The 15,411-nt window shown below is 43.0% G+C and carries 12 protein-coding genes and 1 tRNA gene; 1 reads left to right on the top strand and 12 read right to left on the bottom strand.

Annotated elements, in window-relative coordinates:
• The first annotated feature begins 40 nt into the window (after window positions 1–40).
• Window positions 41–526, top strand: coding sequence for a DUF4442 domain-containing protein (locus tag F885_RS13350; RefSeq protein ID WP_026057579.1), 486 nt, complete (start codon window positions 41–43; stop codon window positions 524–526).
• 61 nt (window positions 527–587) lie between these two features.
• Here the strand turns inward: F885_RS13350 and F885_RS13355 are convergent, their stop codons facing one another.
• The 12 genes from F885_RS13355 to tuf form a co-directional block, all read right to left on the bottom strand.
• On the bottom strand, window positions 588–947 hold the full coding sequence (locus F885_RS13355) for a YMGG-like glycine zipper-containing protein (RefSeq protein ID WP_004802240.1): 360 nt from the start codon (window positions 945–947) through the stop codon (window positions 588–590).
• Window positions 948–1,323: 376 nt separating this feature from the next.
• Window positions 1,324–1,689, bottom strand: coding sequence for a hypothetical protein (locus F885_RS13360; protein ID WP_005200545.1), 366 nt, complete (start codon window positions 1,687–1,689; stop codon window positions 1,324–1,326).
• 164 nt (window positions 1,690–1,853) lie between these two features.
• Window positions 1,854–6,047 carry a DNA-directed RNA polymerase subunit beta' gene (gene rpoC / locus F885_RS13365; protein WP_005314864.1) on the bottom strand — a complete coding sequence of 1,398 codons (4,194 nt, stop codon included), beginning with the start codon at window positions 6,045–6,047 and terminating at the stop codon, window positions 1,854–1,856.
• Window positions 6,048–6,201: 154 nt separating this feature from the next.
• Window positions 6,202–10,290 (bottom strand): DNA-directed RNA polymerase subunit beta, encoded by a 4,089-nt coding sequence (gene rpoB, locus F885_RS13370; RefSeq protein ID WP_004802234.1) that lies wholly within the window; start codon window positions 10,288–10,290, stop codon window positions 6,202–6,204.
• A 309-nt stretch (window positions 10,291–10,599) separates the two neighbouring features.
• On the bottom strand, window positions 10,600–10,965 hold the full coding sequence (gene rplL, locus F885_RS13375) for a 50S ribosomal protein L7/L12 (RefSeq protein WP_004802232.1): 366 nt from the start codon (window positions 10,963–10,965) through the stop codon (window positions 10,600–10,602).
• A gap of 48 nt (window positions 10,966–11,013) precedes the next feature.
• Window positions 11,014–11,520, bottom strand: a complete 507-nt coding sequence (gene rplJ, locus F885_RS13380; protein WP_004802230.1) for a 50S ribosomal protein L10 — start codon at window positions 11,518–11,520, stop codon at window positions 11,014–11,016.
• Window positions 11,521–11,769: 249 nt separating this feature from the next.
• Window positions 11,770–12,465 carry a 50S ribosomal protein L1 gene (gene rplA, locus F885_RS13385; protein WP_004656290.1) on the bottom strand — a complete coding sequence of 232 codons (696 nt, stop codon included), beginning with the start codon at window positions 12,463–12,465 and terminating at the stop codon, window positions 11,770–11,772.
• 3 nt (window positions 12,466–12,468) lie between these two features.
• Complete coding sequence (rplK, locus tag F885_RS13390; protein WP_004637639.1) at window positions 12,469–12,897, bottom strand: 50S ribosomal protein L11; 429 nt, start codon at window positions 12,895–12,897, stop codon at window positions 12,469–12,471.
• Between the two features lie 112 nt (window positions 12,898–13,009).
• On the bottom strand, window positions 13,010–13,543 hold the full coding sequence (gene nusG, locus F885_RS13395) for a transcription termination/antitermination protein NusG (protein ID WP_004802226.1): 534 nt from the start codon (window positions 13,541–13,543) through the stop codon (window positions 13,010–13,012).
• A gap of 7 nt (window positions 13,544–13,550) precedes the next feature.
• The gene (secE, locus tag F885_RS13400; RefSeq protein ID WP_004802225.1) at window positions 13,551–13,991 is read right to left on the bottom strand and encodes a preprotein translocase subunit SecE; all 441 of its coding nucleotides are present in this window, start codon (window positions 13,989–13,991) and stop codon (window positions 13,551–13,553) included.
• 76 nt (window positions 13,992–14,067) lie between these two features.
• A tRNA-Trp gene (locus tag F885_RS13405) sits at window positions 14,068–14,143 on the bottom strand.
• A gap of 56 nt (window positions 14,144–14,199) precedes the next feature.
• Window positions 14,200–15,390, bottom strand: coding sequence for an elongation factor Tu (gene tuf / locus F885_RS13410; RefSeq protein ID WP_004802222.1), 1,191 nt, complete (start codon window positions 15,388–15,390; stop codon window positions 14,200–14,202).
• Window positions 15,391–15,411: the final 21 nt, after the last annotated feature.

Genomic DNA, 15,411 nt, shown 5'->3' with positions numbered 1-15,411 from the left:
TTATGGAGTATGAATAGAGTTGCAAGAAAAAAAATTGACCATGAAAGACTTTTTCAAAAGAATTCGAACCATTCCCGCAATATCCAAATTTATGCTCAATCATTACTCACCTTATCGCGGTGCAGGTATTGAGATTGAAACCATTGATCTAGATGATTATTACATTCGTGTCAAAATGCCATTGACTCGGCGTAATCGAAATATTGTCGGGACGCATTTTGGCGGTAGTCTATATTCAATGGTTGACCCCTTTTATATGCTGATTCTAATTCACCATTTGGGACATAAATATATTGTCTGGGATAAAAGTGCCACCATTAATTTTCTTTCACCAGGCCGAAACACGGTCTATGCTGAGATTCAACTGAGTCGCGATGAAATCACTGAAATCAAAAAACTGGCAGAGAATCATGAGCCCGTTTTACGTCATTACACCCTAAATATTGTAGATGATGCAGGAACACGAATCGCAGAAGTCGAAAAAGTGCTTTATATCCGTCGTAAAAAACCCAAAGCCAGTGCTTAGCACCATTCACATAAAAATGCCTGCAATCGTTTGCAGGCATTTTGAATCTGATGATCAGAAATTATCTCTTTTTCTCTTGGATTGCGGCACCAGCACCACCACCGATTGCACCACCAATTGCAGCGCCTGAGTCACCACCAAAGATTGCTTTACCCACTACTGAACCGATACCAGCGCCAATCGCGCTACTGGTGGTAGAGCTACTATTCGCGCCCTTCGCATTGGCACCTACACCTGCACCCGCAGCGGCACCAACACCCGCACCTAATCCGCCACCAACATGGTTACCTAGCCCACCACCGACAGCACCACCAAGGGCTGCTGTACCAATACGCTGATCAGCAGCACTCATATTTTGACAGCCCGTGAACATTACCGCCGATAACACTAAAGTTGAAACTAAACCAATTGTTTTTTTCATGACTATACTCACTTCTATACGTTCTATAGAAAAGCATAATCTTCTTTTATGGGGAATTTGATCACATTGTGTTATCACTATGTCCCAATCGATTGATATTTTGTAAAGGTAGATGGTCAGCTAAAGCGGCTTATGAGCTGGAAAATACATAAAAGTAGAAATAATTTGGATATGCTGAATTAAAAATTTGGTGTATTCAGGATGCTTAAAACAAATAGCAAATAGGCTAGATAAATAATAAATATCCTAGCTTAAAGCTCTCTCAGCAATCTTAGTTTCGTCACTGAGAGAGGCTCTTTAAAATGACAGAGATAGAAATAACCTGATTTAAATAGTTAAATCAGCACCACTGTCATCAGCAAGTTTAAGCTCAGACTTAGTACTTGCCTTTTTTCTCGCCATAAGCAGATCCAGCACTACCACCAAGTGCACCACCTACCGCAGCACCAGAGTCACCACCCAATACTGCACCACCAATCACCGCACCTAAGCCAGCACCGATCGCACTGTTTCTGGTATTTTTACTATTTGAACCTTTGGCATTCGCAGCAACACCCGCGCCAATTGCAGCACCAAGACCAGCACCCAAATTACCACCAACGTGCTTACCTACCGCACCGCCTGCACCACCACCAATTGCAGCAGAACCAATACGTTTGCTTTCTGGGCTCGCATTCTGGCAACCCACAAATAGCGTGCTTGACATTAAAGCGACACCTGCAATCATCATCATTTTTTTCATTAGAACTATTCCTCTCCTCAGATGTGCATAGGATAGTATTGTTTAATGAACTGTTTATTTTGATTAAGTAATCAAATACTGATGCTGTAAGGTGTTTTTGTAACAACTGCTTTATTTTTCCACAAAAAAAGGCACCCGAAGGTGCCTTTTTAATTCGTTAAGACTTAGAACTGGTCTGAGTTCAACGCTTGACTAAATGCTTGATCAACTTCACTGAAATCGTTATGAAGTTCAAATTCAGCAGCTTCTGATTCTTGACGACGACGCTCTAAGTGATACGCAAGACCTGTACCCGCTGGGATCAAACGACCCACAACAACGTTTTCTTTCAAGCCACGTAAATCATCTTCTTTACCTGTTACAGCAGCTTCAGTTAACACACGTGTTGTTTCCTGGAACGATGCAGCAGAAATGAACGAGTCTGTAGAAAGTGATGCTTTGGTAATACCCATAAGCAGACGTTCAAACTTCGCAGGGAACTTGTTCTGAGCCAAGACAGCTTGGTTCTCTTGAACAACGCGGATGTAATCCACTTGCTCACCCTTGATGAAGCTTGTATCGCCACCATCAGTGATATCAACTTTACGCAACATTTGACGTACAACAACTTCAATATGCTTATCGTTGATTTTTACACCTTGGAGACGGTAAACGTCTTGAACTTCATTCACGATGTAGTTCGTTAACGCAACTTCGCCTTTCAAACGTAAGATGTCATGTGGGTTTTGTGGACCATCAGAAATAGTCTCACCACGGTTCACATGCTCACCTTCGAACACGTTGATCGTACGCCATTTTGGAATTAACTCTTCATAAATCTCAGAGCCATCATCCGGACTGATCACTAAACGGTTCTTACCTTTGGTCTCTTTACCGAAGCTCACAATACCAGACACTTCTGCCAAGATTGCATGTTCTTTCGGCTTACGCGCTTCGAACAAGTCAGCTACGCGTGGAAGACCACCGGTAATATCACGAGTACGTGAAGATTCTTGTGGTACACGACCAAGTACATCACCGACACCAATCGTTGCGCCATCGCGAACGGTTACGATCGTGTTTTGTGGTAAGAAGTAGAACTGTTCGCCGCCATCTGTTGTATCCAACACAATTGCAGGACGTAAATCTTTACCAGAAGCAGGACGAGCTGTTACAGGTAAAATTTCAACAGTGGTCATACCTGTTGCATCATCTGTCTTAGAAGTAGCAGTTACACCATCAGCGATTTGGCTGAAACGCGCTTTACCCGCAACTTCGGTAACAAGTGGATGTGTATGTGGATCCCAAGTCGCCACGATACCACCAGCTTCTACAGCTTCACCATCTTTCAACAAGATGCTTGCACCGTAAGGAAGTTTATAGCGCTCACGCTCACGACCTAAGTCATCCGCAATACCAATTTCACCTGAACGTGAAACTGACACCAAGTGACCTTTAGCATGTTGTACAGTTTTCACGTTGTGGAAACGTACAGTACCTTTGTTACGTACTTGAACACTGTTTGCAGCAGAAGTTCGGCTTGCAGCACCACCAACGTGGAAGGTACGCATCGTTAACTGTGTACCAGGTTCACCAATCGATTGTGCAGCCATTACACCAACAGATTCACCTGGGTTTACCAAGTGACCACGTGCAAGGTCACGACCATAACAACGAGCACATACACCGAAGGTAGATTCACATGCAATCACTGAACGTACTTTAACTTCATCGACACCCGCTTCTTCAAGCTGAGCAGCAATTTTCTCGTCAATTAACGTACCACGTGGAAGTACCACTTCATCATCAGATGCACGACGTACGTCTTCAGCAGTTACACGACCCAATACGCGATCGCGTAATGGTTCGATTACGTCACCACCTTGAATGAATGGTGTCATGACTAGGCCACCAGCTGTACCACAATCAGATTCAGTAATAACTAAATCTTGTGCTACATCTACCAGACGACGAGTCAAGTAACCAGAGTTCGCAGTTTTCAATGCGGTATCGGCCAAACCTTTACGCGCACCGTGTGTTGAGATGAAGTACTGAAGTACGGTCAAACCTTCACGGAAGTTTGCTTTAATTGGTGTCTCAATGATCGAGCCATCCGGCTTCGCCATCAAACCACGCATACCAGCAAGCTGACGGATCTGCGCCGCACTACCACGGGCACCCGAGTCAGACATCATATAAATTGAGTTGAATGACTTTTGCTTCTCGTCTTCACCTTGTTTGTTTTTCACAAGGGTATAAGACAAGTTGTCCATCATCGCTTTTGCAACTTGGTCATTGGTACGTGCCCAAATATCGACCACTTTGTTATAGCGCTCACCCGCGGTTACGAAGCCTTGCTCAAACTGTTGTTCGATTTCACGAACTTCAGTTTCAGCTTTGTCGATAATGGTGTGCTTATTTGGTGGAATAAGCATGTCTTCCATACCTACAGATACACCTGAACGCGTCGCTTGACGGAAGCCCAAATACATCAATTGGTCAGCAAAGATAACCGTATCTTTCAAACCAAGCTTACGGTAGCAAGAGTTGATTAACTTAGAGATGTTTTTCTTAGTCATCTCAAGGTTGATCGATTCAAAGCTTAAACCTTGTGGAACAACTTCCCACAACAAGCAACGACCTGGTGTTGTATCAACAATAATAGTTTGCTTTTCACGCTGACCATTTTCATCGATTACAGTTTGGTGTACACGTACTTTAACGCGTGCATGGATCGCAACTTTACCAGTCGCTAAGGCACGGTTAACTTCGTGTGTATCCGCAAACACCATGCCTTCACCTTTGGCATTTACCGCATCACGTGTGATGTAGTAAAGACCCAAGACAACGTCCTGAGAAGGAACGATGATTGGCTCACCGTTTGCAGGTGACAAGATGTTGTTGGTTGACATCATCAATGCACGTGCTTCTAACTGTGCTTCAAGTGTCAATGGAACGTGTACCGCCATTTGGTCACCATCGAAGTCGGCGTTAAACGCAGCACATACGAGTGGGTGAAGACGGATCGCTTTACCTTCAATCAGAATAGGTTCAAATGCTTGAAGACCTAAACGGTGAAGTGTTGGCGCACGGTTCAACATCACTGGATGTTGACGAATCACAGATGCAAGAACGTCCCAAACTTCTGGTGTCTCACGCTCAACCATTTTCTTCGCAGCTTTAATGGTTGTTGCTTGGCCAGAAGCTTGTAGTTTCGCGAAAATAAATGGCTTGAATAGTTCAAGTGCCATCTTCTTCGGAAGACCACATTGGTGAAGACGTAAAGTAGGACCAACGGTAATTACCGAACGACCAGAATAGTCAACACGCTTACCAAGTAAGTTTTGACGGAAACGACCTTGTTTACCTTTGATCATGTCTGCCAAAGATTTCAATGGACGTTTGTTCGAACCTGTAATTGCACGACCACGACGACCGTTATCAAGCAATGCATCTACAGACTCTTGTAACATACGTTTTTCGTTACGTACGATAATGTCTGGTGCAGCAAGATCAAGAAGACGCTTCAAACGGTTGTTACGGTTAATCACACGACGATATAAATCGTTCAAGTCAGAAGTCGCGAAACGACCACCTTCAAGTGGTACAAGCGGACGTAAGTCTGGTGGAAGTACTGGAAGTACATTCATCACCATCCATTCTGGCTTGTTGTTCGAATCGTTAAAAGCTTCCATCAATTTCAAACGCTTAGACGATTTCTTAAGTTTCGTCTCAGAAGTTGTTTGAGGAATTTCTTCACGTAAACGTGTAATCTCTGCTTCAAGATCGATATCTTTCAATAGATCTTGAATTGCCTCTGCACCCATTTTCGCAGCGAATTCATCACCGTGTTCTTCAAGTGCATTGTAGTATTCTTCGTCTGTTAAAAGTTGGTACTTTTCAAACGGAGTCATACCTGGATCAGTAACAACATAAGATTCGAAATACAATACACGCTCGATATCACGTAATGTCATATCAAGTAATAAACCAATACGGCTCGGTAATGATTTCAAGAACCAGATGTGTGCAACTGGAGACGCAAGCTCGATGTGACCCATACGTTCACGACGAACTTTCGCAGTTGTTACTTCAACGCCACATTTTTCACAAATGACGCCTTTGTATTTCATACGCTTGTATTTACCACACAAGCATTCGTAATCTTTTACTGGACCAAAAATTTTGGCACAGAACAAACCGTCACGTTCAGGTTTAAAAGTACGGTAGTTAATGGTTTCAGGCTTTTTAACTTCACCGTGAGACCATGACTTAATCATCTCTGGCGACGCAAGACCAATACGGATACGGTCAAATTCAACAGGTGCATGACCTTCTGAATCCGTTTTCTTACGCATGATATCGAGCAAGTCTTTCAATTTTTTTCTCCGTGTGTCGGGAAGCTAAGCTCACCCGACTGGGTCACAAATATTGTTTTTACTGAAATTTGGGAATCTATAATCCCCCCTAAATCCCCCTTTACAAAGGAGGACTTTCTCCCCTCTTTCTTAAAGAGGGGTTGGGGGAGATTTTTTAGTCACCATTTTTCAGTTCAATGTTGATACCTAAAGAACGGATCTCTTTGGTCAATACGTTGAACGATTCAGGCATACCCGGATCCATATAATGGTTACCATCTACAATATTCTTATAGATACGTGTACGACCTTCGACGTCATCCGACTTCACAGTGAGCATTTCTTGGAGTGTATATGCTGCACCGTATGCTTCAAGTGCCCATACTTCCATCTCACCGAAACGCTGACCACCGAATTGTGCTTTACCACCAAGCGGTTGTTGTGTAACAAGTGAGTAAGAACCTGTTGAACGCGCATGCATCTTGTCATCAACCAAGTGGTTCAATTTGAGCATGTACATGTAACCTACAGTTACAGGACGATCAAACTGCTCACCTGTACGTCCGTCAAACAATACCGTTTGACCTGTACGTGAGATGTCTGCTAATTCAAGTAAGTCTTTGATCTGGCTTTCTTCAGCACCATCAAATACAGGTGTTGCTAATGGAACACCGGCACGTAAGTTACCTGAAAGCGCCAAGATTTCGGCATCAGTTAAGCTATCAAGCTCTTCTTGCTCACCACCGACCTTGTTATAAATCTTGTCTAAGAAGTCACGTAGTTCTAACACTGTACGTTGTTCTTTCAACATTTTTTCAAGTTTATCGCCAAGACCTTTGGCCGCCATACCTAAGTGAGTCTCAAGAATCTGACCCACGTTCATACGTGACGGTACACCCAATGGGTTCAATACGATATCGACTGGCACACCATTCGCATCGTGCGGCATGTCTTCAACAGGCAAGATGTTTGATACAACACCTTTGTTACCGTGACGACCCGCCATCTTATCACCAGGCTGGATACGACGTTTAACCGCAAGGTAAACCTTAACAACTTTCAATACGCCAGTGGTTAATTCATCACCTGTAGAAAGTTTACGCTTCTTCTCTGCAAACTTCTCATCAATTTCATAGCTCTTCTCTTTCAAGAACACTTGAATTTGAGTTAGACGCTCTGCAATTGCTTCATCAGTCGGTTGGATTTCAAGTAAATCAACAAGCTCTAAACCAGACAATACGTCTTCAGCAAGTTTATCACCGCGTTTAGTTGAACCGCCACCGTTAGACTCTTGACCTTTCAACAAACGAACAATACGTTCACGTGCTGCTTCTTCGAAGATTTTGTATTCTTCTTTCAAGTCTTTACGGTATGCATCAAGCTGAGCTTTCTCAATTGCTTGAGCACGTTCATCTTTTTCCAAACCATCACGCGTGAAGACTTGAACGTCAATCACAGTACCTTTAGTGCCAGATGGAACGCGTAAAGAAGAGTCTTTAACGTCAGCAGCTTTTTCACCAAAGATTGCACGAAGTAGTTTTTCTTCAGGTGTTAACTGAGTTTCACCTTTAGGCGTTACCTTACCAACAAGGATGTCACCAGCAGTTACTTCAGCACCGATATAAACAATACCAGACTCATCCAACTTAGACAGTGCAGCTTCACCTACGTTAGGAATATCGGCAGTAATTTCTTCTGCACCTAACTTAGTATCACGCGCTACACATGACAATTCTTGAATGTGAATCGAGGTTAAACGGTCTTCTTGAAGTACACGCTCAGAAAGTAAGATCGAGTCTTCGTAGTTATAACCGTTCCATGTCATGAACGCGACGCGCATGTTTTGACCAAGCGCAAGTTCACCCATATCAGTCGATGGACCATCAGCCAAGATATCGCCACGAGCAACTTTGTCGCCCAAGTTGACGATAACGTTTTGGTTGATACATGTATTTTGGTTTGAACGTGTGTATTTGATCAGGTTGTAGATATCTACACCCGCTTCACCCGCGATCATTTCATCTTCGTTTACACGAATCACGATACGAGATGCATCTACATATTCAATCGCACCACCACGGTCAGCAATCACACACACGCCAGAGTCACGTGCTACGTTTGCTTCCATACCAGTACCAACAAGCGGCTTGTCAGCACGTAAGGTAGGAACAGCCTGACGTTGCATGTTCGAACCCATCAATGCACGGTTCGCATCATCGTGTTCAAGGAATGGAATCAATGATGCTGCAACAGAAACAACCTGCTGTGCAGAAACGTCCATATGTGTTACGCGCTCAGGCGACATACGTACGAATTCACCTTGATGACGTACAGAAACCATTTCTTCAGTCAGGTGACCATCTTTATCAACAGCAGAATCGGCCTGTGCAATGACAGTCCCTACTTCTTCAATTGCAGATAAATATTCAACATCATCAGTTACACGACCATCAACAACTTTACGGTAAGGTGTTTCCAAGAAACCGAAATCGTTTGCTTTTGCATAAACAGAAAGCGAGTTGATCAAACCAATGTTTGGACCTTCAGGCGTTTCAATTGGACAAACACGACCATAGTGAGTTTGATGTACGTCACGTACTTCAAAGCCCGCACGTTCACGTGTCAAACCACCAGGGCCAAGCGCAGATACACGACGTTTGTGTGTAATCTCAGACAATGGGTTGTTTTGATCCATGAACTGAGACAACTGGCTTGAACCAAAGAATTCTTTGATTGCAGCAGCAACTGGTTTTGCATTGATCAAATCTTGCGGAGACAAGTTATCTGTTTCTGCTTGGCTTAAACGCTCTTTAACAGCACGTTCAACACGGACTAAACCAACACGGAATTGGTTTTCTGTCATTTCACCAACAGAACGTACACGACGGTTACCCAAGTGATCGATATCATCGACTTCACCTTTACCGTTACGGATTTCAACCAATGTACGCAGTACATCGATGATATCTTCGTGCGATAAAATACCTTCAACTTCACGCGACTTCTGATCAGTACCGACTTCGTAAGGACGACCCAAACGACGGTTGAACTTCATACGACCCACTGGAGAAAGGTCATAACGCTCAGAAGAGAAGAACAAGTTGTTGAATAAGTTTTCAGCAGCTTCTTTTGTTGGTGGCTCACCTGGACGCATTACTTTATAGATTTCAACAAGCGCTTCTTCACGGCCTGTTGTCGTATCTGCACGTAATGTATCTGCAACGAAAGAACCACGGTCGATGTCATTGGTGAATAGGATGTTAAATTGTTTAACACCACCTTCAGCCAATTTCACCAAGATTTCATGGCTAAGCACGGTATTCGCAGCAATCACATCGCCATTTTTCAATGGAATGTCTTCAGCTGTAATACGCTCATATAAATATTCATCAGGTACAGAAAGCTTCGCTAAGTTAGCAGCTTCCATTTGACGTACGTGACGTGCATTAATACGTTTACCTTGTTCAACGATCGCTTTACCATCATTGTCCAAGATATCAAATTGCGCCATTTCACCACGTAAGCGATCTGGAACAAGGTCAATCTGATAGCTACCCATATCAAGATATACAGGCACTTTTTCGTAGAACAAATTCAAGATCTGTTCATTGCTGTAATTTAAGGCACGTAAAACCACCGTTGCCAATAATTTACGACGACGGTCAATACGTACAAAGACTAAATCTTTAGCATCAAATTCAAAGTCTAACCATGAACCACGGTAAGGAATAATACGTGCTGAATACAACACTTTACCGCTTGAGTGGGTTTTACCCTTGTCATGGTCAAAGAATACGCCTGGTGAACGGTGTAATTGAGATACGATTACACGCTCTGTACCGTTGATAACGAAAGTACCGTTATCGGTCATGAGTGGCATTTCACCCATGTAAACTTCTTGTTCACGAACGTCTTTAATTGATTTCGTTTCACGATCTTTAATGATCAAACGAATTTTTACGCGCATTGGTGCTGCATAAGTTGAACCACGTAAAATACATTCACGTACGTCAAACTCAGGCTTACCAAGACTATACTCAACAAATTCTAAAGCAGCATTGCCAGAATAACTTTCAATAGGAAAAACTGAACGAAATGCGGCTTGGAGACCGATATCTTCGCGATTTTTTGGAGTTTTACCGCCTTGTAAGAATGTACGGTACGAATCGACCTGAATCGAAAGTAAGTACGGTGCTTCCATTACGTGGGGCAATTTACCAAAATTCTTACGGATCCGTTTCTTTTCGGTATATGAGTATGCCATCTGGAGTCCTCGGAAAGTAAACTAAACCCGCCTGCAGAACGGGTCTAGAAGGAATTACGCAGGCCGATATGGCCACCACTGTTTACAAATGCTGCAATTTTTAGTGGTATTAAAACGCTTAACAATATTTTTATAAGCAAAAAAATATTGGTAAGCGTTTGATTTTATGTATTTTGTTTAAATAATACGCACGTTAAACGTAAAACTAACAAAAAACGAGCCGATTATTGTAACGCAAAAAGGCTGATGACCCAAGAGCCATCAGCCATTTTTTGGAGCCGATTTTCAAAAAATCGACTCCCTACAGCATTACTTAAGTGTAACTGTAGCACCAGCTTCTTCAAGCTTCTTCTTAAGTTCTTCGCCTTCTTCTTTAGAAACGCCTTCTTTAAGAACTGCAGGAGCGCCTTCAACAAGATCTTTAGCTTCTTTAAGACCAAGGCCAGTAGCTTCACGAACTGCTTTAATTACAGCAACTTTGTTAGCACCGAAAGAAGTCAACTCAACGTTGAATTCAGTTTGTTCTTCAACAGCAGCAGCAGCTGGACCAGCAGCAACAGCTACAGCAGCAGCAGATACGTTGAATTTTTCTTCGAAAGCAGAAATAAGTTCAACAAGTTCAAGAACAGTTTTTTCAGCAACTGCGTTTAAGATTTCTTCGTTTGTTAAAGCCATGAGAGTAACTCCAAATGGATATTGAATGGTGTGAAAGTAGATTTAAGCTTAAGCAGCTTCTGACCCGTTTTTCTCTTGAAGCGCTGTAAGTAAGCGACCCAATTTCGAAATAGGAGCTTGAAGAACAGAGGCAAGCATAGTAAGCGCTTTTTCTTGGTTCGGAAGATTCGCGATAACGCTAACGTCAGCACCTTGATAAAGTTTGCCTTCAAATGCAGCAGCCTTTAATTCAAATGCTTTATTAGTTTTAGCAAATTCTTCGAACAAGCGTGCAGCCGCACCCATGTCGTCTTCAGAAGTTGAGAATGCTAAGATTGTTGGACCAACAAGGTCGTCATTCAAGATAGCGAATGGCGTATCTTGAAGAGCACGTTTAGCTAAAGTATTACGTACAACACGTGTAGCAACACCTAGTTTACGAGCTTCAACACGAAGAGCAGTTAATTGCTCAACAGTTAAACCTTGGTAGTCAGCAACAACGGCAGCGAACGCTGTAGAAGCAATTTCACTTACTTCAGCAACGATCTGTTTTTTGTCTTCGATAAGAAGAGCCATCGTAAAACCTCCTAACGGTGATTTATGCACTCATACGAGTGCACTCCCAATTCGTAAGCCCTATTCAGACTTACACGCGGAGGAGCAACAAATCACACCACCGCGTCTACTCAGACTGGATGATTAAGAAAAACATTCGAAAATATTTTTCGCCTGAGGTCTTTGACGCTGATAAACATTCATTTATCAATTCAAAGTTTGCTTAGACTTCCTCAAAGAGAAAATCTAAGGCTTCAAAATTCTTACTAATTACTTAGAAACGTTGCTTACGTCAACGATCAAACCAGGACCCATAGTTGAGCTCAAAGTGATCTTTTTAACGTATACACCTTTAGAAGTTGCAGGCTTTAACTTTTTCAAGTCTGCAATTAAAGTTTCAACGTTTTGACGTACAGCTTCTTCGCTAAAGCCAAGTTGGCCGATCGCAGCGTGGATGATACCCGCTTTGTCTACACGGTAACGTGCTTGACCAGATTTAGCATTCTTAACCGCGTTAGCAACGTCAGGAGTTACTGTACCCACTTTAGGGTTTGGCATTAAGCCACGTGGACCAAGAATCGTACCAAGCTTACCAACAACGCGCATTGCATCAGGAGCAGCAATCACTACGTCGAAATCAAGGTTTCCACCTTGAATGCTTTCAGCAAGGTCATCAAAACCAACGATATCAGCACCAGCAGCTTTCGCAGCTTCAGCAGCAGCACCTTGAGCAAATACTGCAACACGTACAGTTTTACCAGTACCCGCAGGTAAAGTTGTAGCACCACGAACAACCTGATCAGATTTACGTGGGTCTACACCAAGGTTTACAGCGATATCTAAAGATTCTTTGAACTTCGCAGCTGGAAGGCTGTTAAGAACTTGTACTGCTTCTTCCAAAGTGTAAACTTTGTTTGCTTCTACAGCAGCAGCAATGGCTTTTTGACGTTTAGTTAACTTTGCCATGTCTTATAGCTCCACTTCCAAGCCCATAGAACGTGCAGAACCAGCAATGGTACGCACACGAGCGTCTAAATCAGCACCAGTTAAGTCTGGTTCTTTAGTAGTCGCGATTTCTTCTAACTGAGCACGAGTCAACTTACCAACTTTAGTTTTGTTAGGTACAGAAGAACCCTTTTGAATACCAGCAGCTTTCTTAAGAAGAATAGATGCAGGTGGAGTTTTCATGATGAAAGTGAACGACTTATCGTTGTACACAGTGATCACGACAGGAATTGGCAAACCAACTTCAAGTTTTTGTGTAGCAGCATTGAATTCTTTACAGAATGCCATGATGTTTACACCACGTTGACCTAAAGCAGGACCAATTGGTGGAGATGGATTCGCTTTACCAGCTGGAACTTGCAGCTTGATATAGCCGTCAATCTTCTTAGCCATTGAAAATTACCTCTGGGTACAGACGCCGTTAGGCTCCCCAAAAAATTAAACAACACCGAAGTGTTAGAACAACAATGCCCGATCAGATCGGGCGCTTCTCAACCGACGCAGATTAAATCGTTTTTTCGACTTGGCGAAACTCGAGTTCAACCTGAGTTGGTCGATTAAATACATTAATCGTCAACGTTAAACGTGACTTTTCGTATTGAACTTCCTCCACGACCCCTTTAAAGTCAGTGAACGGACCGTCAACAACGAGCAATTCTTCACCAGGTTCAAACATCGTCTTAGGACGAGGTGCTTCACCTGTATTACGCACACGAGCAAGGATCGCATCAGCTTCACGTTGTGAAATCGGCGCTGGTTTCTCTGGTGTACCACCAATAAAACCAAGAACTTTTGGACATTCTTTTACAATGTGCCAAGTATCATCATTCATTTCCATTTCGACCAATACATAGCCAGGAAAGAATTTACGCTCAGACTTACGCTTCTTACCATCCTTCATTTCCACTACTTCTTCAGTAGGGACAAGGACTTCACCAAAGCTTTCAGCAACAGTACTACGCTGAATTCGATCATTAAGCGAACGCATCACTTGTTTTTCAAAGCCTGAATAGGCATGAATAATATACCAACGTTTCATCGCGTTCTTACCCAATAATTAACTTAATAAACCAACCTAACCCGTAGTCGAAACACCATAAAACCAATGATGCAACAAGTACAACTAAGAGAACTTGCCACGATGTCGTGATCGTCTCTTGTTTTGTTGGCCAGGTCACTCGACGCAGTTCAATTCGCGCATCTTGCAATAAACGCACAAAGCCTTTGCCTTGATGGGTGGCGTATAATAAACCTAAAGCGACTACGACACAAGCCAAAATCACCCCAACACGCACCCAAATATCATTTGCTGGTGCCCAATAGGCAGGTAAATGCTGATTTACCAATGCTGAACCGACTAATAAAGCTATAGCAATCAACCACAAGACAACATCTAGCGGTGAGCCAGAACTTACAACTTCTGCAACATTATTTCTTTGAGGGATTGGCGCGTCGCTTAATGCGTCACGCGATTTATCATTCGACATTTTTTTACTCGTCGTAGAATTCGCGACTTATTATATGACAACTCAGCCAGAATTAAGCTTTTTTATTTAAAAAAAGTGGCAGGCCAGGAGGGACTCGAACCCCCAACATTCGGTTTTGGAGACCGACGCTCTACCAATTGAACTACTGACCTAACGTGCAAATCGAAAGCCGGAGCTTTCGATTTGAGTGTAACACATGGTATTGGGCTTATGCAGTTACTTTAGCAACAACACCAGCGCCTACAGTACGACCACCTTCACGGATCGCAAAACGTAGACCTGGGTCCATTGCGATCGGGTGGATTAACTCTACTGACATCTCAACGTTGTCACCAGGCATTACCATTTCTACGCCATCTTGTAATTTGATCGCGCCAGTTACGTCAGTTGTACGGAAGTAGAACTGTGGACGGTAACCGTTAAGGAATGGAGTATGACGACCACCTTCTTCTTTAGAAAGTACGTATACTTCTGCATCGAATTTAGTGTGCGGCTTGATTGTACCTGGTTTAGCAAGTACTTGACCACGTTGTACGTCTTCACGCTTAGTACCACGAAGAAGAACACCACAGTTCTCGCCTGCACGACCTTCGTCAAGCAATTTACGGAACATTTCTACGCCAGTTACTGTAGTTTTAACCGTATCTTTGATACCTACGATTTCAACTTCTTCACCAACTTTTACGATACCAGCTTCTACACGACCAGTTACTACTGTACCACGGCCTGAGATAGAGAATACGTCTTCGATTGGCATCAAGAATGCTTTATCGATAGCACGTTCTGGCTCTGGGATGTAAGAGTCAAGTGCAGCAACTAAGTCAATTACAGCTTTCTCGCCATAAGGACCATCGTTACCGTTTAATGCTTGAAGCGCTGAACCACGGATGATTGGAGTGTCATCACCTGGGAAGTCATAAGTAGAAAGAAGTTCACGAACTTCCATTTCTACTAATTCAAGTAATTCTTCATCATCAACAAGGTCACACTTGTTCAAGAATACGATGATGTAAGGTACACCAACCTGACGTGAAAGAAGGATGTGTTCACGAGTTTGTGGCATTGGACCATCAGTCGCAGCACATACAAGGATCGCGCCGTCCATCTGAGCAGCACCAGTAATCATGTTTTTAACATAATCGGCGTGGCCCGGGCAGTCTACGTGAGCGTAGTGACGGATTGGAGAATCGTATTCTACGTGTGAAGTATTAATTGTAATACCACGTGCTTTTTCTTCAGGAGCTGAGTCGATTTGTGAGTAATCTTTCGCTTCACCGCCGTAAGTTTTTGCACAAATAGTTGCAATCGCAGCAGTTAAAGTTGTTTTACCATGGTCAACGTGACCAATTGTACCCACGTTTACGTGTGGTTTATTACGTTCAAACTTAGCCTTAGCCATTTTGATTTTCCTCGTTTACGT

This window comes from Acinetobacter higginsii (assembly GCF_000369845.1).
GTDB classification, from domain to species: domain Bacteria; phylum Pseudomonadota; class Gammaproteobacteria; order Pseudomonadales; family Moraxellaceae; genus Acinetobacter; species Acinetobacter higginsii.
The sequence above is the reverse complement of the archived record's forward strand: the minus strand, read 5'-3'. Positions and strand labels throughout refer to the sequence as shown.